The sequence below is a fragment of the Vibrio sp. SALL6 genome (assembly GCF_002002385.1).
In the GTDB taxonomy this organism is placed as follows: Bacteria; Pseudomonadota; Gammaproteobacteria; order Enterobacterales; family Vibrionaceae; genus Vibrio; species Vibrio parahaemolyticus.
Genome location: NZ_MQVK01000013.1, coordinates 43,022 through 64,366, shown reverse-complemented (window position 1 = coordinate 64,366; position 21,345 = coordinate 43,022). Strand labels below are relative to the sequence as shown.

General features: G+C 47.9%; 15 protein-coding genes. 12 read left to right on the top strand and 3 right to left on the bottom strand.

The window, feature by feature from the left end:
• Window positions 1-84: 84 nt before the first annotated feature.
• From BIW15_RS07780 to tldD, 8 genes are all read left to right on the top strand, one after another.
• Entirely contained in the window at window positions 85-1,128 is a 1,044-nt protein-coding gene (locus tag BIW15_RS07780) for a rod shape-determining protein (RefSeq protein WP_005381144.1), read from the top strand.
• Window positions 1,129-1,263: 135 nt separating this feature from the next.
• Window positions 1,264-2,160 (top strand): rod shape-determining protein MreC, encoded by an 897-nt coding sequence (mreC, locus tag BIW15_RS07775; RefSeq protein ID WP_005461822.1) that lies wholly within the window; start codon window positions 1,264-1,266, stop codon window positions 2,158-2,160.
• On the top strand, window positions 2,150-2,638 hold the full coding sequence (mreD, locus tag BIW15_RS07770) for a rod shape-determining protein MreD (RefSeq protein ID WP_005461823.1): 489 nt from the start codon (window positions 2,150-2,152) through the stop codon (window positions 2,636-2,638). Before mreC ends, mreD begins: the two co-directional genes overlap by 11 nt.
• A 4-nt stretch (window positions 2,639-2,642) precedes the next feature.
• On the top strand, window positions 2,643-3,212 hold the full coding sequence (locus BIW15_RS07765) for a nucleoside triphosphate pyrophosphatase (protein WP_005461824.1): 570 nt from the start codon (window positions 2,643-2,645) through the stop codon (window positions 3,210-3,212).
• 18 nt (window positions 3,213-3,230) lie between these two features.
• The gene (gene rng, locus BIW15_RS07760; protein WP_005461826.1) at window positions 3,231-4,700 is read left to right on the top strand and encodes a ribonuclease G; all 1,470 of its coding nucleotides are present in this window, start codon (window positions 3,231-3,233) and stop codon (window positions 4,698-4,700) included.
• Between the two features lie 11 nt (window positions 4,701-4,711).
• Window positions 4,712-8,590: a YhdP family protein gene (locus BIW15_RS07755; protein ID WP_077280764.1), complete on the top strand. Its 3,879-nt coding sequence runs from the start codon at window positions 4,712-4,714 to the stop codon at window positions 8,588-8,590.
• A 34-nt stretch (window positions 8,591-8,624) separates the two neighbouring features.
• Window positions 8,625-9,446, top strand: a complete 822-nt coding sequence (locus BIW15_RS07750) for a carbon-nitrogen hydrolase family protein (protein ID WP_020835342.1) — start codon at window positions 8,625-8,627, stop codon at window positions 9,444-9,446.
• Between the two features lie 11 nt (window positions 9,447-9,457).
• Window positions 9,458-10,903, top strand: a complete 1,446-nt coding sequence (gene tldD / locus BIW15_RS07745) for a metalloprotease TldD (RefSeq protein WP_020835343.1) — start codon at window positions 9,458-9,460, stop codon at window positions 10,901-10,903.
• A gap of 70 nt (window positions 10,904-10,973) precedes the next feature.
• Here tldD and BIW15_RS07740 read toward each other — a convergent pair whose 3' ends face one another.
• A complete protein-coding gene (locus tag BIW15_RS07740; RefSeq protein WP_042765167.1) occupies window positions 10,974-12,350 on the bottom strand; it encodes a PhoH family protein in 1,377 nt (458 codons plus the stop codon).
• A 557-nt stretch (window positions 12,351-12,907) separates the two neighbouring features.
• On the opposite strand from BIW15_RS07740, the gene rapA reads away from it, so the two are divergent.
• Window positions 12,908-15,817 (top strand): RNA polymerase-associated protein RapA, encoded by a 2,910-nt coding sequence (gene rapA, locus BIW15_RS07735; RefSeq protein WP_077280763.1) that lies wholly within the window; start codon window positions 12,908-12,910, stop codon window positions 15,815-15,817.
• A 78-nt stretch (window positions 15,818-15,895) separates the two neighbouring features.
• On the opposite strand, the gene BIW15_RS07730 is transcribed toward rapA, so the two are convergent.
• Window positions 15,896-17,161 (bottom strand): NRAMP family divalent metal transporter, encoded by a 1,266-nt coding sequence (locus tag BIW15_RS07730; protein WP_017449433.1) that lies wholly within the window; start codon window positions 17,159-17,161, stop codon window positions 15,896-15,898.
• A 327-nt stretch (window positions 17,162-17,488) separates the two neighbouring features.
• Between BIW15_RS07730 and rluA the strand changes: the two genes are divergently transcribed.
• Both rluA and BIW15_RS07715 read left to right on the top strand, forming a co-directional pair.
• Window positions 17,489-18,241: a bifunctional tRNA pseudouridine(32) synthase/23S rRNA pseudouridine(746) synthase RluA gene (gene rluA / locus BIW15_RS07720; protein ID WP_005461846.1), complete on the top strand. Its 753-nt coding sequence runs from the start codon at window positions 17,489-17,491 to the stop codon at window positions 18,239-18,241.
• A 34-nt stretch (window positions 18,242-18,275) separates the two neighbouring features.
• On the top strand, window positions 18,276-19,238 hold the full coding sequence (locus BIW15_RS07715) for a D-2-hydroxyacid dehydrogenase (protein ID WP_077280762.1): 963 nt from the start codon (window positions 18,276-18,278) through the stop codon (window positions 19,236-19,238).
• Window positions 19,239-19,310: 72 nt separating this feature from the next.
• On the opposite strand, the gene yjgA is transcribed toward BIW15_RS07715, so the two are convergent.
• Window positions 19,311-19,838, bottom strand: a complete 528-nt coding sequence (yjgA, locus tag BIW15_RS07710; RefSeq protein WP_005457057.1) for a ribosome biogenesis factor YjgA — start codon at window positions 19,836-19,838, stop codon at window positions 19,311-19,313.
• A gap of 110 nt (window positions 19,839-19,948) precedes the next feature.
• On the opposite strand from yjgA, the gene pmbA reads away from it, so the two are divergent.
• Window positions 19,949-21,292, top strand: a complete 1,344-nt coding sequence (gene pmbA / locus BIW15_RS07705; protein WP_077280761.1) for a metalloprotease PmbA — start codon at window positions 19,949-19,951, stop codon at window positions 21,290-21,292.
• The last annotated feature ends 53 nt before the right edge of the window (window positions 21,293-21,345 follow it).

Genomic DNA, 21,345 nt, shown 5'->3' with positions numbered 1-21,345 from the left:
ACCAATGCCTTGCTGTGACAGCGAGGCATTGGTACATTTAGGACAATTTTTGTCTTCTAAATTTTTGCAGGATGAGCGAAGAGTATGTTTAAGAAACTTCGTGGCATGTTTTCTAACGATCTATCTATCGATTTGGGTACTGCCAACACTCTAATTTATGTAAAGGGACAAGGTATTGTCCTTGATGAACCTTCTGTAGTTGCTATTCGTCAAGATCGTGTAGGTTCTGCAAAAAGCGTTGCTGCAGTCGGTCATGCAGCAAAACAAATGCTGGGTCGTACACCTGGTAACATTTCAGCTATCCGTCCAATGAAAGACGGCGTAATCGCTGACTTCTACGTAACCGAAAAAATGCTTCAGCACTTCATCAAGCAAGTGCACGATAACAGCATCCTTAAGCCAAGCCCTCGCGTACTAGTTTGTGTTCCTTGTGGTTCTACCCAAGTTGAGCGCCGTGCGATTCGTGAATCAGCATTGGGTGCGGGCGCACGTGAAGTTTACCTAATTGACGAGCCAATGGCTGCGGCGATTGGAGCAGGTCTGCGTGTTTCTGAGCCAACAGGTTCGATGGTGGTCGATATCGGTGGTGGTACTACTGAAGTTGCCGTTATCTCTCTAAATGGTGTGGTTTACTCGTCTTCTGTACGTATCGGTGGTGACCGCTTTGATGAAGCCGTTATCAACTACGTGCGTCGTAACTACGGCAGTTTGATTGGTGAAGCTACGGCAGAAAAGATCAAGCACGAAATCGGTTCTGCTTACCCAGGTGATGAAGTTCAAGAGATTGAAGTTCGCGGCCGTAACCTTGCAGAAGGTGTGCCACGCAGCTTTAGCTTGAACTCAAACGAGATCCTAGAAGCGCTTCAAGAGCCGCTATCAGGCATCGTTTCTGCAGTCATGGTTGCGCTAGAGCAGTGTCCACCAGAGCTAGCTTCAGATATCTCTGAAAACGGCATGGTGCTAACCGGTGGTGGCGCACTACTGAAAGATCTTGATCGCCTACTTATGGAAGAAACGGGTATTCCGGTAGTTATCGCTGAAGATCCACTAACGTGTGTGGCTCGTGGTGGTGGTAAAGCACTAGAAATGATCGACATGCACGGTGGCGATCTGTTCTCTGAAGAATAAAAATGTAGGTGAAGCTCATTACGGGCTTCACCTTCTTTTCTGCTCTCTGTAATTCAAACATGCTCCATATCTGAACGCGTTTCAGGTTGCCAAGTAAGGCTCAATAATCATGGAAGCAATCAGGTTAAAAACAAGATGAAACCGATTTTTGGCAGAGGCCCGTCTCTGCAATTACGTCTGTTTTTTGCTGTCATCGTGTCGGCGAGCTTGATGCTGGCTGATAGTCGTCTAGATACGTTTTCCAACGTTCGCTACCTACTCAACAGTATGGTTGCGCCAATTCAGTACGCAGCGAATATGCCTCGCAGTATGTTTGATGGTGTATTCGAACGTTTTAATACTCGTCAGGCATTAGTAGAAGGCAATCGCAACTTAAAGCGCGAAGTGCTTCGTCTAAAAAGCGAATTGATCTTGCTCGACCAATATAAAGAAGAGAACCAACGCTTGCGTAAGTTGCTTGGCTCGTCTTTTGTTCGTGATGAGAAGAAGGTCGTGACCGAAGTAATGGCGGTGGATACTTCACCTTATCGTCATCAAGTGGTGATTGATAAAGGCCAAATTGACGGTGTGTACGTTGGTCAGCCCGTTATTAACGAAAAAGGTATTGTCGGTCAGGTTACGTTTGTTGCGGCGCACAATGCGCGCGTATTGCTACTGACAGATGCAAAAAATGCCATTCCAGTTCAGGTCATTCGTAATGACATTCGAGTGATTGCATCAGGTAATGGTGAAATGGATGAAATCCAACTGGAACACATTCCAACCAGTACTGATATTCAAGTCGGTGATTTACTTGTGACATCCGGTCTGGGAGGCATTTATCCTGAAGGCTACCCTGTGGCGACGGTCACGAATGTGGATCACGATACTCGTCAAGAGTTTGCATCGATCAAAGCCGAACCTGTGGTGGAGTTTGATCGTCTACGATACTTGCTGTTGATCTGGCCAAACGAAGATCGTCAGCACAAAGTATTGCAATCCAATGCGAATGACGGGTTAGAGCAAGAACAAGAGGTAACTAATGGCCAGTAATGTATTGCGTAGCAGAATGGTGATTGGTGTTAGTTTCTTCGTTGCGCTAGTACTGCAAACCATTCCTTGGCCAGGTGTATTGGACCTACTTCGTCCTTCATGGCTATTTTTGGTGACGTGTTATTGGGTGCTGGCATTGCCGCATCGAGTGAACGTCGGCACGGCGTTAGTGTTGGGCTTATTGTGGGACATTCTCATTGGTTCAACGCTAGGAATTCGGGGCATGATGATGTCCATTGTCATCTACTTGGTGGCACTGAATTTCTTGCTAATTCGTAACATGGCATTGTGGCAACAGTCGATTTTAATTGCCTTTTTTACTGCGTTATTGGAAGTTTTGATATTCTGTGGGGAATATTTGAACCAGGACGTAGTATTTAATCCATTATCTCTGTGGACGGCGGCAATAAACTGTATACTTTGGCCATGGATGTTTTTATTAATGCGACGAGTTCGTCGCGCTTGGCACGTAAGGTAATGCGGTGAAAAAGAGCCTATCTCTCGTTCTCGCTTCGGGTTCTCCGAGAAGAAAAGAGCTGCTTGCTCAACTAGGCTATGACTTTGATATCGTATTACCGGACATCGAAGAAGCCAAACAGGCTGATGAGCAAGCACAAGATTACGTGCTGCGTCTTTCTTTGGAAAAAGCTCAGGCAGGCTTAGCGTTGGCTAAGCCTGATTCCGTTGTATTGGGCTCAGACACGGTCGTAGTATGCGATGACCGTGTGTTAGAGAAACCCAAAAGTTTTGAAGATTCAAAGCGTATGCTTACTGACTTATCCGGTCGTCGTCATCAAGTGATGACAGCGGTGAGCGTCGTATCATCGGAACAACAACACTCGGTGGTCGTCACCACTGACGTATGGTTCAAGCCACTGACTCACGAAGAAATCGAACAATATTGGCAGTCAGGAGAGCCATGCGATAAAGCTGGAAGTTATGGTATTCAGGGACTCGGAGGGCGATTTGTCACCCGAATCGAAGGCAGTTATCACGCTGTAGTAGGCTTACCTTTGTTCGAAACCGATCAGCTAATTCAAGAATTTTTATAATTGTTTTGAGGTGTGCACATGAGTGCAGAATTGCTGCTTAACGTGACCCCGAGTGAAACTCGTGTGGCCATGATTGAAGGTGGAGTACTACAAGAAATTCATATCGAGCGCGAATCTCGTCGCGGTATTGTGGGCAACATTTACAAAGGCAAAGTAAGCCGAGTGCTGCCTGGCATGCAAGCGGCTTTCGTCGATATCGGTTTAGATAAAGCGGCGTTTTTACATGCGTCTGATATCGTTCCGCATACTGAATGTGTGGCAGAGAACGAGAAACAGCAGTTTCAAGTTCGTGACATTTCTGAATTGGTTCGCCAAGGTCAGGATATCGTCGTACAGGTAGTTAAAGATCCTCTTGGCACTAAAGGTGCTCGTTTAACTACTGACATCACACTTCCTTCCCGTTATCTCGTCTTTATGCCTGGCGCTAGCCACGTTGGTGTATCGCAACGTATTGAAAGCGAAAGCGAACGTGAGCGCCTTAAAAAAGTGGTGAATCACTACTGCGATGAGCACGGTGGTTTCATTATCCGCACGGCCGCAGAAGGGGCGGACGAGAAAGAACTCTCTCAAGATGCTGCGTTCCTAAAACGCTTATGGCTGAAAGTCATGGAGCGTCGTTCTAAGTACAAGACACGTTCAACGCTGTATGGCGAGCTTGGTCTTGCACAACGTATTTTGCGTGACTTCGTTGGAACGGAACTCGACAAGATTTTGGTCGATTCACGTTTAGAATATGAGAACCTCAAAGAGTTTACTTCTGAGTACGTACCGGAGTTGACCGATAAGCTTGAGCTTTACGAAGGTGACAAGCCTATCTTTGATATGTACGACACTGAGAACGAAATTCAACGCTCTTTGGAGCGCAAAGTTGAGCTCAAGTCGGGTGGTTACTTAATCATCGATCAAACAGAAGCGATGACCACCATCGACATCAACACGGGGGCGTTTGTTGGTCGTCGTAACTTAGAAGAGACCATCTTTAATACCAATATTGAAGCGACTCAAGCCATTGCTCGCCAGTTACGTCTGCGTAACCTAGGTGGCATCATCATTATCGACTTTATCGATATGGCGTCAGAAGAGCATCGTCAGCGAGTACTAACTTCGTTAGAAGCTGCATTGTCGAAAGACCGCGTGAAAACCAACATCAATGGCTTTACGCAGTTAGGTCTGGTTGAAATGACGCGTAAGCGTACGCGCGAAAGTATTGAACATATTCTTTGTTCTGGTTGTCCTACTTGTGAAGGCCGTGGCACCGTGAAAACGGTTGAAACGGTGTGTTACGAGATTCTGCGCGAGATCACTCGTGTAAACCGAGCGTACGATGCCGACAACTTTGTCGTATACGCATCGCCATTTGTTGCAGAAGCGCTTTTGGGTGATGAGTCTCATGCGCTGGCAGAACTTGAAGTATTTATTGGTAAGCAAGTCCGTATTCAGGCTGAACCCCTGTACATTCAGGAACAGTTTGACGTCGTGATGATGTAATTGGAACATTTGTGAATTCTGGTTTTAACCGTTTTGGGCGTTTTTGCGCGTGGACGTTAGTCACTGTCTTGGTTTTTTTAGCCATTCTAGTGACCACTCTACGCGTCACATTGCCACAACTTAACCACTTCCAAGATGAGATCAAAACCTGGGTCAAACAAGGCACAGGTTTTGACTTTTCTATCTCCAGCGTTGCTGGTTCTTGGCGTAATAGCCATCCCTCTATCGCGTTACTCGGCTTAGAAGCTAACTTACCGAATAACCAAGAAGCTCGATTCGCCGTTGATGAAATTCAAATTGAATTCGATTTGATTCAATCGTTACTTCAATTTAAGCCCGTCGTGGCAGACTTAACCATTCATAACTTGGCATTAGATATTCGCACGGTCGATCTTCTACCTACGTCGAGCAATCAAGAGCCGACCACTGATGTTGACCAAAATGAAGTTAAGCTGATTGATCAGCTGGACTCACTATTGCTGCGCCAGTTTGAAGACTTCACCATTACGAATTCACGCGTCTGGTACAAATCGGTATCGGGCGAAACTCGTCGACTCGATATTGAACAGCTTCGCTGGAGTAACCAAGGCAAACGTCACTTGGCGGAAGGCACAGTCAGTATTGCAGACGCTAGCCTGAATTCGCTGTTAGTAAATGCTAACTTTAAAGACCATGGTTCGCTGCGTGATGTGTCTGGTGAGTTTTACGTGAGTGCGCAAGATGTCTCGGTAACGCCTTGGCTTACTACTTACATGCAAGAAGAGTCGGGTGCGGAGTCTGGCAAGGTCAGTTTGAATACCTGGCTGACTCTCAAACACAGCCAACCTAATTATGCGTACGTGGAGCTGCAACCGTCTGAGCTCGTATGGAATGAAAATGGCCGCCATGAACTGTTTATCGAATCGGGAGTGTTTAAGCTCTTGCCTGATAAGCAAGGTTGGAAAGTAAATGGTCACTCACTTCAAATTCGCACCGATGACAAATCCTGGCCTGAACTTGATGCGGCTTTTGATTGGCAACCCGATGGCTGGAAGCTCAACCTTTCTCAGCTCGACATTGAGGCGTTGATTCCACTCGTTAAGCTCGCGCCGGAATCGGAATCAACCAGTGACTTACTCAATAAATTAGCGCCGAAAGGCCGTGTTGAAGACATTCGTTTAGCCATGAATGGTGGCTTAGATACGTTGCGTTATTCGGCAGAACTCGATGAGTTAGCTATGACTCAGTGGGAACTGTTGCCGGGCTTTCAACATGTGCAAGGAAGTGTTGCGGGTGACTTGAAGCAAGCGAAAGCGAAAGTCACGGTCATTGATGATGTTTTCCCGTACGGGGATGTATTCCAAGCCCCATTGAACATCAAGCAAGGCGAAGTCGACATTATTTGGCAGCAAGATGAGACTGGTTGGCGTTTGTGGTCGGATAAAGTCACGGCTGCGACTCCGGACCTTCAAGTGTTGGGCGCATTTCGACTTGATTTCCCTAAAGAGCAAAGCCCATTCCTATCGTTTTATGCTGAGGCGGATCTCTACAACGCTGGTGAAACTTGGCGTTACTTGCCAACCTTGGCATTAGGCCAAGATCTGACGGACTACCTATCGACCGCTATTCAAGGCGGTAAAGTAAATACGGCCAAATTACTTTGGTATGGCGAGTTAGGAGATTTTCCTTACAAAGAGCACAACGGCATGTTTCAGGCATGGGTTGGCTTAAAAGACGCGAAATTCAGTTTTGATACTGCGTGGCCAACCATTACCGACTTGCAGCTTGATCTATTGTTTGAAAACGACGCCATGTATCTGGATTCCAAATCGGCGACGTTAAATGGCGTTCACGCTAAACGCATCACGGGGCGCATTCCGGAGTTGGCTGAAGATGGCCATATCGAAATTGAAGCTAAAGCCACAGCTCCAGGTAATGAAGTTCGCGACTACATGATGGCTACGCCGCTGGTTGACTCGGTTGGTGCCGCGTTGACGGCCTTGCAAGTCAGTGGCCCGGTGTATTCCGAGTTCCAGCTCAACATTCCTTTTGATATGGAAAAAGACGCGCGAGCTTGGGGTTATGCGGATTTGAAAGACAACCGTGTTGACATTGATGCGCCGCCAATGACGCTAGAAAAAGCCACAGGCCGCATTCAGTTCGACAACGATGTGGTGACGACATCTGGCTTGTCAGCAGAGTTACTCTCGCAGCCTATTTCACTCGATTTCCACGGCGAAAGTGCGGACCAAGGCTACAACGTGACCATCAATACTTTAGGTGATTGGGATGTAGAGCCTCTCAAGCCTTATTTGGGTGAACGTTGGTTGAGCTTGGTTTCCGGTCATGCGCCTTGGCAAATGGACATTGACTTGCAGCTCAACGACGTGGGTTTTACTTACCAAGTAGATGTGCTGGCGCAGCTCGGCCGATTAGCCAGTGAATACCCATACCCATTGACGAAAAAGGTCGGAGAAGTTGGTCAGGCAAAACTCCAAGCATCGGGGAATCAGGAGAGCATTTCGGCTCGTTTGCAAATCCCAAATGCGAAATATCAGACTGAAATTGATATCTCGGGCGATGTGCCAGTGTTAACCGCGACCAACTTAGTGTTAGGCAAAGGCGGTTTTAAAATTAGCCCTGTCGTTGGGCACGATGCTTCGATTCGTCTAGATGAGGTAAACCTAGATAAGTGGGCGACGTTACTGGATACGCCAGAGAGTAAAGCGCAATCGGTGCTGGCAAACATGAAGACGCCTACGATTCCTTTACCAACGCGTATTGAAGTCGAAACGCCGAACTTGTTGCTGGGCGGCATTGAGTTTCACGATGTGGCATTGAACGCCAGTAAAAAGAACCTAAGTTGGCAGTTGGACGTGAGTAGCCAAGAGGTGAAAGGCAAAGCAACGTACCTCAAACCGTACGATTTATCGGTGTCTCTAGACCATCTGCATTTGTACTTGCCAGACTTTGAGGAAATGACCAAAGAGCGCAGTTCGATTTTCGCTAGTGAAGATCAGAATGCGCCACTTATTACCAACTTTGACCGCAAGTTTCACGCAGAGATGCCAAACTTAACGTTGAACATCGACGATTTTTGGCTGCAAGGTTACAAGGTTGGCAAAGTGAATGTCGACTTACAGCGTCAAGATGATCGTTTGGAGTGGAAAAACATTACCTTCAGTAGCGGCAAAAACCGCATCGATATGAATGGTTGGTGGGAGCTGACCAAAGATCGTAGCCATTCCAATCTGACGTTAAAAATGAAAGGCGATAACAATACGGATCTGATGGAGCGTTTTGGTATCACGTCTGGGATCCAGCAAGCGCCATTTGAGATCAACGCCAATATGAATTGGGATGGTGCGCCTTGGTCGATGAAGACACCAACCTTGCAGGGGAATGTCTCGACGGAGTTTGGCAAAGGGGTTGTGAGTGAAGTCAGCGGCGCGGCGCGTTTGCTTGGCCTATTTAGCTTGGACTCCATCATTCGTAAGATGCAGCTCGATTTTACCGACGTATTCGACAAAGGCATGGCGTTCAACTCCATCACGGGTACAGGCAAAATCCAAGATGGTGTGTTCATCACCAATGACATTGTGATGGATGCGCTAGCTGGTGAAATGCAAATTCGTGGTATTGCAAACATGACCACCAGAATGGTGGATGCGGAAGTGAAGTTTACGCCGGATATTACGTCAGGGTTGCCAATGTTGACGGCGTTTGCGGTAGCCCCTCAAACTGCTCTGTACGTGCTGGCGATTTCTACGGTAATTTCTCCTGTTGTAGAGGTGTTCACCCAAGTGAATTACGAGGTCAAAGGCCCGTTAGATTCACCAACCGTAAAAGAGATTTCACGTAGTAAAGGCGAATACAAGCTGCCAGAAAAACTGCGTGAGCAGGCTAAATAGATCGCCCGACTAAGTGGTAGAAGGAAGAGAACACATGGAACGTGTTGGCATCATTCAAATGACATCGGGGCCTGATATTCAGGCGAATTTGGACTTTATTGACCAGCAATGTACTTTGGCGGCCAATCAAGGAGTGAAGCTGGTGCTCACACCGGAAAATGCGGTGTTGTTTGCCAGTCGAGAAGAGTACCATCAACATGCAGAGCCGTTAGGTAGCGGTGCTATTCAAGAGCGTTTAGCCAATATCGCGAAGAGTCATCAACTGACGCTTGTCGTTGGTAGCATGCCGATTCAAACCGCTCGAGGTGTGACAACGACGACGCTCGTTTTACCTCCTCACGGAAAATGCATTGCCCATTATGACAAGCTGCATATGTTTGATGTCGATGTAGAAGATGGCCATGGCAGCTACCGAGAGTCAGATACTTTCACCGCGGGCAACCAAATTGTGGTGGCAGAAACGGATATCGGCAGCGTCGGCTTGAGCATTTGTTACGACGTTCGTTTCCCCGAATTGTACAAAGCACTGCGTTTAGCGGGGGCGGATATCATTGTTGTTCCCGCCGCGTTTACTGCGGTTACTGGGCAAGCTCACTGGGAAGTGTTGCTGCGAGCTCGAGCAATTGAAACGCAATGTTGGATTTTAGCCAGTGGACAAACGGGAACACACCCTTGCGGCCGTAAAACGTGGGGGCATTCCATGGTGATTGACCCCTGGGGACGCATTCACAAACAACTTCAAGACCAAGTGGGTTTGCTGGTGGCAGAGATAGATTTGTCACAAACCCAGCAAGTAAGGCAGAATATGCCGCTGACTCAACACAGTCGCTTTCAAAATGAATTGAGACGGAAATAAAAGAGCTAACTATGAGCACAAACCAAATAGAACAGGCACTCCTTGCCCCAAATGGTCTGACAGAGCAGGACATTGCTGACACGCTTGCCAGCATTGCTACGCGCCAGATCGATTATGCGGACATCTACTTTCAGTCCAGCTGGCACGAGTCTCTGGTTCTAGAAGACAGCATCATCAAAGATGGCTCTTTTAACATTGATTGTGGTGTCGGTGTGCGTGCGGTGACGGGCGAAAAAACCGGTTTCGCCTACTCAGATCAAATCAATCCGGAAGGTTTGAAGCAAAGTGCTATTGCGGCGCGAGGCATTGCGCAGCAGGGCCAAAATGGCAAAGTTCAAGCATTCAAACGTTCGGAAAATCAAGCTTACTATGATGCGGTTAACCCGCTAGCAAGCTGGGAAAAACAACAAAAAACCGAGTTACTGATGTCTTTGGATGCGTACATTCGCACTAAAGAGCCTCTGATCAAAGAAGTTTCTATCAGCATCAGTGGCGTGCACGAGCAAATGCTAGTTGCCGCTACAGATGGCACTTTCGCTGGTGATACTCGTCCTCTTGTTCGACTATCCATCAGTGTACTTGCACAGAAAGGTGACCGTCGCGAGCGTGGCAGTGCTGGTGGTGGTGGTCGTTTTGGCTACGATTTCTTCTTGTCTGAAACAGATGGTGTGAAGCAAGCCTTCCACTTCGCGGACGAAGCCATCCGTATGGCGTTAGTTAACCTAGAAGCAGAAGCTGCACCTGCAGGTATGATGCCTGTAGTTCTGGGTTCTGGTTGGCCGGGCGTATTGCTGCATGAAGCGGTAGGTCACGGTTTAGAAGGGGACTTCAACCGCAAAGAGTCGTCGGTATTCTCTGGCAAAATGGGTCAGCAGGTGACGTCATCGCTATGTACGATTGTGGATGATGGTACGCTGAAAGATCTACGTGGTTCACTCAATGTGGACGACGAAGGTGTGAATGGTCAGTACAACACGCTGATCGAAAATGGCGTATTGAAAGGCTACATGCAAGACAAGCTGAACGCGCGCCTAATGGGGGTAAACCCAACGGGTAACGGTCGCCGCGAATCTTACGCGCACTTACCGATGCCACGCATGACCAATACCTACATGCTGCCAGGTGAACACACACCAGAAGAAATCATCTCGACCGTGAAGAAAGGCATCTACGCGCCTAACTTCGGTGGTGGTCAGGTGGATATCACCTCAGGTAAGTTCGTGTTCTCTGCATCAGAAGCGTACTTGATTGAGGATGGTAAAGTGACTCGTCCCGTCAAAGGGGCAACTCTAATCGGTTCAGGCATTGAAGCGATGCAGCAAGTGTCGATGGTCGGTAACGACTTAAGCATCGATAAAGGTGTTGGCGTTTGTGGTAAAGCAGGGCAAAGCGTGCCAGTAGGCGTTGGTCAGCCAACGTTGAAGCTTGATTCACTGACTGTTGGTGGCACCGAGTAAATCACTCGAATCTTGACAAAAAGAGCGCTCATTGGAGCGCTCTTTTACTTTGTGCGTGAACCGATGTGGGTTAGAGGTTCTCTTCTGCAAACTCTGCCAAGCGGCTACGAACCACGCCGTTGAGGTGAATGTTCGCACTGCCTTCAAAGTTCTTGAAGCGTTCGACCATGTAGGTCAAACCTGACGTCACTGGGGTGAGGTAATGTGAGTCAATCTGCGCCAAGTTACCGGAGCAGACGATTTTGGTTCCTTCACCGCAGCGGGTGATGATGGTTTTGATTTGTGATGCTGTGAGGTTTTGACACTCATCAAGCAACACAAACGCATTTTGAATCGAACGGCCACGCATAAAGTTGATCGACTTAAACTGAATGTTGGCTTTATCGCAGATGTATTTCAACGAGCCTTCGGTGCAGTGATCGTGCTTATGCAGCGCCTCCAAAGTATCGGTTACCGCCGCCAGCCAAGGCATCATTTTTTCCTCTTCTGAGCCTGGTAAGAAGCCAATCGACTCACCAATGTCTGGCGTGTTACGCGTGACGATGATTTTATCAAACATGCCTTTTTCAATAGTTTGCTCGAGCGCAGCTGCCATGGCCAATAGCGTTTTACCACTACCCGCCGCACCAGTGAGGATCACCAAATCAATGTCAGGGTCGAGCAGGGCATCGAGTGCCATGGCCTGATAAATGTTTTTTGGTGTGATGTCCCAAGCTCGGCGGTGCATCATGCGTTCTCGGCTTAGGTCGAGTAGGGTTAGCTTGTCTTCATTGATGGTTTCAACGCGGCCTGCAAAATCGCTGTCTTCATCAATGACGTATTGGTTGATGAACGTTGGGTCAAAGGGCTCACGACTGAGTTTGTGGTAGGTTTTTCCCCCCAACGCGTAGCTTTCAACTTCATCAATACTGCTCCAGAAATCGCCTTCTCGTTGCTGGAAGCCTTTAGTGAGGTATTGAATGTCGTCGATGAGTTGGTCGGTTCGGTAGTCTTCAACAAAGCGAACTCCAGCTCCTTTCGCGCGCAGACGCATGTTGATGTCTTTTGTGATAAGCACGACTTCTCGTGGTGCTCGTTTGTTTTGCAGATAAAGCACCGCGTTGAGAATACGGTTGTCACCGGCTTTGTCGGCGAAAGCTTTGACGGTTTCCTGCAATTCAAAATCCGCCAAAATGGAAATAGAGCCTTGGTCTGGTTTTTCTTTCGATACGGGAATGCCTTCTGAAATTTCATCTGGTGTTGCGTCTTTAAAGAGATCTTCCAAAGCGCGAATAGCTACGCGTGCGTCTCTTGCGACATCGCGTTTGCTGTCTTTAATTCGGTCGAGTTCTTCCAACACGGTCATAGGGATGACGACATCGTGTTCTTGGAAAGAGAAGATGGCGAAGGGTTCATGAAGAAGGATGTTGGTATCAAGTACAAACAGTTTCCGATCGGTATCGCCCATAGCGTCTCCTTGCCGCAGCGCGGCTTTGCTTGCGAGTGGTTAAGCCAAATTCAACATAAGAAATGACCTAACTCTGATTGCTTGCAATAGAGGTTATCGGGCTATCGTCGGTTAGTTAGCAACCGAGTAGCAAGACAACTTACTGCAAACCCGTGTTGATCCTAATCGTGTACTAATGCGCTCAAATTATATGCAATGTATTTAAGCGCCCCTCATTAGAAGTATACGTAATATTTACTTCCAACAACTTAATAATTGGCATGAGTTTTTTACAATTTGATTGCATTTGTAATTTGGGAAAAAAAGTTTCCGCTTGGTGCGGTTTCGACGTGACCTAAATCACAGCTTCAAGTAAGATTAGCGACCTTTTTCTGCGCATAGGCTACGTCCGATTTATCATGTTGAGCTGGCTTAAAAATGTTCAGTCCACACTCGCATGACGAGCTCAATGTGCATAGCAGAAGCCAGAATCAGATCTAAACTATTATCCATGCCCTCGGGTGTGAGTAGACCAACAAGAAATACGAATCAAGAACTAATAACGAGGTAGTCAATTCATGACATTTGCTTTGGGGCAGCGCTGGATTAGCGATACGGAAAGCGATTTAGGTTTAGGTACCGTAGTAGCAATGGATGCTCGTACTGTGACATTGATGTTTGCAGCGTCAGAGGAAAACCGAGTTTACGCACGTAACGATGCACCTGTTACCCGAGTAACGTTTAACGTCGGTGATGTCATCGATTGCCAAGAAGGTTGGTCTCTGAAAGTTGAAGAAGTACTGGAAGATGAAGGTCTGTACACCTATTTCGGTACTCGTGAAGACACGCAAGAAACCGCAGTTGTTCTGCGTGAGATTTTCCTTAGCAACCAAATTCGTTTCAACAAACCTCAAGATAAGTTGTATGCGGGTCAAATCGACCGCATGGACAACTTCGTTCTTCGTTACCGTGCGCTAGCCAACCAGTTTGAACAGCACAAGAGCCCAATGCGTGGCTTGTGTGGTATGCGAGCAGGTTTGATCCCTCATCAGCTTTACATCGCGCACGAAGTCGGTCGCCGTCACGCGCCACGCGTTTTGTTGGCGGATGAAGTAGGTTTGGGTAAGACCATCGAAGCGGGCATGATCATTCACCAGCAAGTGCTGTCTGGTCGTGCTGAACGCATTTTGATTGTGGTGCCTGAAACACTGCAACACCAATGGCTAGTAGAGATGATGCGTCGTTTCAACCTGCATTTCTCGATCTTCGACGAAGAGCGTTGTATTGAAGCATTCGCGGACGCTGAAAACCCATTTGATACTCAGCAATACGTGCTGTGTTCACTCGATTTCCTACGTAAGAGCCGCAAGCGTTTTGAACAAGCGCTAGAAGGCGAATGGGATCTACTTGTTGTCGATGAAGCGCATCACCTTGAGTGGAGCCAAGACAAACCAAGCCGTGAATACCAAGTGGTAGAAGGCTTGGCTGAACGTACTCCTGGCGTGTTGCTACTGACAGCAACGCCAGAACAGCTTGGTCGTGAAAGCCACTTTGCTCGTCTACGCCTGCTGGATCCCGATCGTTTCTATGATTATGAAGCGTTCGTCGAGGAAGAAGAGCAATACGCGCCTGTAGCGGATGCGATTACTTCACTATTCTCAGGCGAAAAGCTGCCTGATGAAGCGAAAAACCAGATCACAGAGCTGTTGTCTGAACAAGACGTAGAACCACTTTTCCGCATTATCGAAAGCAACAGCGATGAAGAGGCGAAAGCATCAGCGCGCCAAGAGCTTATCGATAACCTAATGGACCGTCACGGTACGGGGCGTGTTTTGTTCCGTAACACGCGTGCGGCAATCAAAGGTTTCCCAACGCGTAATGTGCATCTTATGCCGATGGATATCCCACAGCAGTACACCACGTCAATGCGTGTGGCAGGGATGATTGGCGGTAAGATGAGTTCTGAAGCGCGTGCGATGAAGAACCTGTACCCGGAAGAAATTTTCCAAGAATTTGAAGGCGATGATGCAAGCTGGTGGCAGTTTGACTCACGTGTAAACTGGCTACTTGAAAAAGTAAAAGAGAAACGCGGCGAGAAAATTCTCGTGATTGCTTCTCGTGCGAGCACGGCATTGCAATTGGAGCAAGCGCTGCGTGAACGCGAAGGCATCCGTGCGACGGTCTTCCACGAAGGCATGTCGATTCTTGAGCGCGACAAAGCTGCGGCTTACTTTGCGCAAGAAGAAGGCGGTGCACAGGTTCTGATCTGTAGCGAAATCGGTTCTGAAGGTCGTAACTTCCAATTTGCCAACCAATTGGTGATGTTCGACTTGCCATTCAACCCAGACTTGCTTGAGCAACGTATTGGTCGTTTGGACCGTATCGGTCAAAATCGCGATATCGACATTCATGTTCCTTACCTGAAAGGTACATCGCAAGCGATCCTAGCGCGTTGGTTCGATGAAGGTTTGAACGCCTTTGCAGAAACCTGCCCGACAGGTCGTGCGGTTTATGACAAGTACTCAGACGCCCTGATTGAGATTCTGGCGTCAGGAGATACCAGCACTCTGGATGAGATCATCGAAGAATCAGCGAAGCTGAACAAAGAATTGAAATCGCAACTAGAGCAAGGTCGTGACCGCTTGCTAGAAATGCACTCTAATGGCGGCGAAAAAGCTCAGCAAATCGTTGAGAAAATTGAATCAACCGATGGTGATACAAACCTAGTCACGTTTGCGCTTTCTCTGTTTGATACGATTGGTTTGAACCAAGACGACAAAGGCGAAAATGCACTGGTGGTGACACCATCAGAGCACATGATGGTGCCAAGCTACCCTGGTTTGCCATACGAAGGTGCGACGATCACTTTTGATCGCGATACCGCGCTTTCTCGTGAAGACATGCACTTCATCAGTTGGGAACACCCAATGATCCAAGGTGGTATCGATCTTCTGATGAGTGAAGGTGTGGGTACTTCTGCGGTATCTTTGTTGAAAAACAAGGCGTTGCCAGTTGGTACGATTCTGCTTGAACTGATTTACGCGGTAGATGCGCAAGCACCAAAACGCAGCGGTATCACTCGCTTCTTACCGAAAACGCCAATCCGTCTGATGATGGACTCACGTGGTAACGATCTATCGGCTCAAGTGGAGTTTGAAGGTTTCAACCGTCAACTTAGCCCAGTAAACCGTCATCTTGGCAGCAAGCTGGTGACGTCTGTGCAAAAAGACGTGCACCGTTTGATTGAAGCGGGTGATGTGCTGGTTGAAGAGAAAGTGGAAGCCGTTCGTAAGCAAGCACAGCAAGATATGCAGCAAAGCTTGAATGCGGAGCTAGAGCGTTTACAAGCCTTGAAAGCGGTGAACCCAAACATTCGTGATGAAGAGATTGAAGCGATTGAAGCACAAATCAAAGAGCTGACGGGTTACATCAATCAAGCTCAAGTGCAGCTCGACTCGCTCCGTCTGATCGTGGTGAGCCACAACTAATCGCGTAAAACGCATTAAACGCATTAAAAAAGGTCTTCAATCGAAGACCTTTTTCTTTATCTATGGTTTGCCTGCGGATTACATCAACCACTTCCACCAAATAAACAAAGCTAAGAAGCCAAACAAGTAAATCAGCCCAGCAATCGATAGCCATTTCAGTTTGCGTCCCACCGCCAGCGGTTCCGGCAAGTCCGTTTTGCTCACTAAGATGTAGTTCAGTAGCGCGAAGAATGGTGTCGTCATAAACGCCAGAACCATCGCGAAGTCGAGCATAGGCAGCAGTGCCGATGCCCAGAATACGACAATACCCAGCGCCAGCAATGATACCGCCAACATAATCGCTGACGTTGCTTTTGGATCGGTTTCCGCTTGAGAGCGCAACAGGCGTTGTGAGTCGGCAATTACGCGCGAGTAACCGTCAATAACAGTAATCGTGCTGCCGAAAATACAGAAGAAAGCGATCACCGCGATTAAGTAACGTGACCATTCCCCGATGGTCGAAGCGTACAAGCCAACCAACTGATGCGAGAAGCCAACCCCTGAGCTCTTCAGTTCAATTCCAGAACCGTGCAGCATTAATGCACCGAGCGAAACAAACACTAGCGCCAAAACGGCTGTACCGATGTAGCCAACGTTGAAGTCAAACAGAGCAGAGCGTGGTGTTACTTCTTGCTGACTCGACTGGCGCTTTAGCCACGCTGAGGTTAAACACGAAATCTCAATTGGTGCTGGCATCCACCCCATCGTAACCACGATGAAACCAATTGCCGCAATTGACCAAGGGGAAGGCGATTCAAAGTTCGCGACGGGTTCCACTGGGTTACCAAACGCAATTGCAACAGCAAGCAGCGTTGCAATGGTGAGCACGGACATGATCACTTTCGAAAGTGTGTCGAGTGCTTTGTAATGGCCGGCGAATAAAATGATCAAACACGTGACCAAAACGATGATGCTCAGCGATGCCATCGACAGTGAAAACGGTATGAAGTAACCCAGCAAGCTCGCACTAAACATCAACAATGCTGCGGTGTTGATCACCGCCGACACCACACTTAAGAACAGAAACAGCCAAAGGTAAGGGCGACCCAGTCTCGCGTAGCCTTCGACTAACGTAAGCCCAGTGCCCATCGTGTATTGCACGCCAGCTCGGAAAAATGGGTATTTAAACAGGTTTACGAGCAGGATGAGTGCGGCAAGTTGCCAGCCATAGATGGCGCCCGCTTTGGTTGAGGCTACAAGGTGAGAGCCACCCACCGCCGCAGAAGCCATTAGGATGCCTGGGCCAAGTGAGCGGAAAAATAGCGATATTCTGGATTGGGGTTGATCTGGTACGGCGGATTCCATTTCTTATTGTCCTTTGATGTTGTGTATAGCGGCATAACCTTCCCCGCGAGAACGGTTCGCGGGAATTCAAACGGCGTGAAACCTTATTTAATGTTATGGGGTGCTTTTCCGAACGGAATAAAGTTATTTGGGTAACCACTCTATAAATATCACTCCCGCAGTACTTGTCAAACTATATTTACAAATCAGTTTTTATTTTATTTTTCGAATTTATTGACTTGATTGACCCTGTTGGTTTTGGTGTTTTCATTGGTCGCGAAATTAAAATGCGTTTTGACTGAGCCCTCGTTATAATCGCGGCGTTTTTATTTTCTAGAGATCCCACCCATGGCAATGCTTGAGTACAACCCACCGACTGATCCTTGGATCGACATCGTTTTTGAGGACGACCATATCTTGGCTGTGAATAAGCCATCTGGTTTGTTGTCAGTTCCGGGACGTCTTGCAGAGCACCATGACAGCATGTGGAGTCGTTTACAGGAAGAGTACCCAGATATCCAAGTCGTGCATCGCTTAGATATGTCGACGTCGGGATTGATGGTACTGGCTAAAAACAAGCGAGCAGAAAGTGCGTTGAAAAAGCAGTTCCAGTTCCGCTTAACGCATAAAATTTACTACGCACGCGTTTGGGGTCATGTCGAGCAGGAAGAGGGCGAAATCGATCTGCCATTGATCTGTGACTGGCCAAACCGTCCGCTGCAAAAAGTGTGTTTTGAAGATGGTAAGCCATCAAAAACTCTCTTCCAAGTCGCGAAGCGAGAAGAACATGAAGACGGCACAAAGACGACCATCGTACGTTTACTGCCTATTACTGGCCGCTCACATCAATTGCGTGTGCACATGCAAGCGTTGGGTCACCCTATTGTTGGTGATGAGTTCTATGCTACCGAAGAAGCCAAAGCCTTCTCTGAGCGTTTGGAACTGCACGCTTCTGAACTGAGCTTCTACCATCCGAAAAGTCACTGGCTCCGCAGTATTTTTGTTCCGTGTGACTTTTACCCGGAAGCCGAAGAGATGATCTTTGACTATTTCGATCCAGAGCGTAAATTACCTGATTACAAAACACTGCCACGCCCATAAATAGATTTCATTAGGCAGTGAACAAGGAGCCGTTATGTCACTGCCTAAAGTGGTCTTTCTCGACCGCGCCACTATTCCCAATCACATTCAAGTTCCGCGCCCTGAGTTTCCTCATCATTGGATGGAGTATGCACTGACACCGCCTGAGTTCGTGGTTGAACGCTTGGCTGATGCCGATATCGTCATCAGCAATAAAGTGGTGTTGGAGCAATCGGTACTTTCGCAGCTGCCTCAGCTCAAGATGATTGCCGTTGCGGCGACAGGGTTTAACAATGTCGACGTGAACTATTGTGCTGAACATGGCATTGCAGTCGCGAACGTACGTGGTTATGCCACTCGATCTGTGCCTGAGCATGTGATCGCGATGTTGTTTGCTTTGCGTCGAAACTTGCTTGGGTACCATCAAGACATTGCGGCTGGTGAATGGCAGCGAAATAAGCAGTTCTGCTTTTTTACTCATTCCATCGGGGATGTTGGCGGCAGTACACTAGGTGTCGTCGGTAGTGGTGCATTGGGGCAAGCCACGGCAAATCTGGCTCAAGCGCTAGGAATGACCGTTTTATTTGCGGAGCGTAAAGGAGCGGCAGAATGTCGACCAGGTTATGTGCCATTTGAGGAAGTGTTGAAACACTCTGACGCGTTGACGTTGCACTGTCCGCTTAACGAGCATACGCAGAATTTGATTGGCAAAGCCGAGTTACAGCAAATGAAACCAAACGCGATTCTAATCAACACCGGTCGAGGCGGTTTGGTTGATGAGCAAGCGTTGGTGGATGCGCTAAAACAGGGGGAGATCGCAGCAGCAGGTTTTGATGTATTTACTCAGGAGCCTGCCGATGAGAGCAACCCTCTGATCGCTAATATTCACTTACCGAATTTGCTGTTAACGCCTCATGTTGCGTGGGGAAGTGATTCGTCGATTCAACGCTTGGCCGACATCCTGATTGAGAACATTAACGCGTTTCAGCGCGGAGACCTCCTCAATCGCCTCGCTTAATGGGCATTGATTATCCGCATTAAAAAAGCAGACCTAGTGGCCTGCTTTGTCTTTATGGTTTACGAAGGAAGATTAGATTTCTTCTTCGTTTAACGCTTTCAGGATTTGGAAAATTTCACGGTAAGATTTTGCTGGTTTACCGGCTTTTTTCTCTTTCGCTGCTTGGCGTGCAAGTTGACGTAGACGCTGACGATCCGCTTCTGGGTACAATTCCATGACGTCATCAATGGCTTTGTCGCCTTCTTCCACAACGCGATCACGCAGCATTTCCAGTTTATGCAGCGCTGCTGTTGCTTGTGAGTGTTTGTTGCGTACTTTGTCCAATGCCGCTTGGATTGGTTCTGGGTCTTCATAACGCATCAATTTACCGATACGTTGTAGCTGACGACGACGCGCTTCGTTCTTAAAGCGCTGTGCATCGGCAATTGCTTCTCGCAGGTCTTCGCTCAATGGAAACTTTTCGAGAACTGCTGGCTTTAGGCCGACAAGCTCTTCGCCAAGCTTTTGCAGCTCTTCCATGTCTCGCTTCATCTCGGATTTACTTACCCAGATGATCTCTTCTTCTGGTTCCCATGGCGCTTTTTGATTCTTACGTGCCATTTCAGTTGCCTGTGTTTTGATTAATATTATGACTATTTTAACAAGAATCGTGGGGAGAAAGCGAAATTCTTGTTATTCTATTGCGTATTGAATACAAGATGTGAAAGACAATGGATATTAAACAGCAGGTTGCTGAGCAACGTACCGAGCTAGAGCAAGCCGTGGCACGAGCATTGGAGCTCGCGTCGGCGAAGTCGGATGCAGCAGAAGTCGCAATTACTAAAAGCACAGGTTTGAGTGTTTCCACTCGAATGGGTGATGTAGAAAATGTCGAGTTCAACAGTGATGGTGCGCTTGGCATTACCGTTTACCGAGGCCAACGTAAGGGCAGCGCTTCCACATCTGATTTGAGTGATGCGGCGATTGAACAGACAGTGAATGCCGCGCTTGATATCGCTCATTACACATCTGAAGACCCATTCGCAGGCCCAGCGCCGAAAGAATTTATGGTGAAAGAGGTGCCAGATCTTGACCTTTTCCACCCAGACTCTCCAGACCCAGACTACGCAGCACAAGTGGCGATTGCCGCTGAGAAAGAAGCGCTAAGCTACAGCGATGCAATCAAGCAAAGTGACGGTGCAAGCTACGATAGCCACTATGGCGTCAAAGTCTACGGAAACAGCCATGGTTTGTTAGCAAGCTACGCGTCTAGCCGCCACAGCACAAGCTGCTGCGTTATTGGCGTAGGCAAAAATGGCGAAATGGAACGTGATTACAGCTATACCGTTGCCCGCCATCGTGATGATTTGTGGACGCCAGAAACCGTCGGCCGCAAAGCGGCGGAAAATACTGTAAGCCGACTGGATGCTCAACGATTGAAAACGGGCCAATACCCAATTATGTTTGCGGCAGATGTGGCAACTGGCTTGATTGGTCACCTAGTGATGGCGATCAGCGGTGGCAACCTGTACCGCAAATCTTCTTTCTTACTGGATCATTTGGGTAAACAAGTCTTGCCTGAATGGTTCAATATTTCAGAGCGTCCGCATGTATTGCGCGGTTTGGCTTCCAGCCCATTCGATAGCGAAGGCGTTTATACGCAAGATCGTGAAATCATTACCGATGGTGTGTTGGCGACCTATCTACTGACCAGTTATGCCGCACGCAAGATGAAGATGGATCCAACCGGTCACGCTGGTGGTATTCACAACTGGTACGTGAAGTCGACAGGTCAAAACTTTGAGCAAATGCTGAAGGAATTAGGCACAGGCCTTTTGGTAACAGAAGTGATGGGCCAAGGTGTGAACGTGGTAACGGGTGATTACTCTCGCGGTGCGGCAGGCTTCTGGGTTGAGAACGGTGAAATCCAATACCCAGTCTCTGAAATTACCATCGCCGGTAATCTAAAAGACATGTTCACCAAGATTGTGGCAGTTGGTAGTGATATTGAAACACGCTCACAAATCCAAACCGGTTCTATCTTGCTCGACACAATGAAAGTCGCAGGTGAATAATAGTTACTAGCGCGGAAATACCAAAAAGCCTGATGTGTTCATCAGGCTTTTTT

Excerpts from the sequence above, each read along its gene's own strand:
- BIW15_RS07780 (WP_005381144.1), top strand. The coding sequence starts at position 85 with ATGTTTAAGAAACTTCGTGGCATGTTTTCTAACGATCTATCTATCGAT.
- rluA (WP_005461846.1), top strand. The coding sequence starts at position 17,489 with ATGGCAATGCTTGAGTACAACCCACCGACTGATCCTTGGATCGACATC.
- pmbA (WP_077280761.1), top strand. The coding sequence starts at position 19,949 with ATGGATATTAAACAGCAGGTTGCTGAGCAACGTACCGAGCTAGAGCAA.
- yjgA (WP_005457057.1), bottom strand. The coding sequence starts at position 19,838 with ATGGCACGTAAGAATCAAAAAGCGCCATGGGAACCAGAAGAAGAGATC.
- rapA (WP_077280763.1), top strand. The coding sequence starts at position 12,908 with ATGACATTTGCTTTGGGGCAGCGCTGGATTAGCGATACGGAAAGCGAT.
- BIW15_RS07715 (WP_077280762.1), top strand. The coding sequence starts at position 18,276 with ATGTCACTGCCTAAAGTGGTCTTTCTCGACCGCGCCACTATTCCCAAT.
- mreC (WP_005461822.1), top strand. The coding sequence starts at position 1,264 with ATGAAACCGATTTTTGGCAGAGGCCCGTCTCTGCAATTACGTCTGTTT.
- rng (WP_005461826.1), top strand. The coding sequence starts at position 3,231 with ATGAGTGCAGAATTGCTGCTTAACGTGACCCCGAGTGAAACTCGTGTG.
- BIW15_RS07740 (WP_042765167.1), bottom strand. The coding sequence starts at position 12,350 with ATGGGCGATACCGATCGGAAACTGTTTGTACTTGATACCAACATCCTT.
- BIW15_RS07730 (WP_017449433.1), bottom strand. The coding sequence starts at position 17,161 with ATGGAATCCGCCGTACCAGATCAACCCCAATCCAGAATATCGCTATTT.
- BIW15_RS07750 (WP_020835342.1), top strand. The coding sequence starts at position 8,625 with ATGGAACGTGTTGGCATCATTCAAATGACATCGGGGCCTGATATTCAG.
- tldD (WP_020835343.1), top strand. The coding sequence starts at position 9,458 with ATGAGCACAAACCAAATAGAACAGGCACTCCTTGCCCCAAATGGTCTG.
- mreD (WP_005461823.1), top strand. The coding sequence starts at position 2,150 with ATGGCCAGTAATGTATTGCGTAGCAGAATGGTGATTGGTGTTAGTTTC.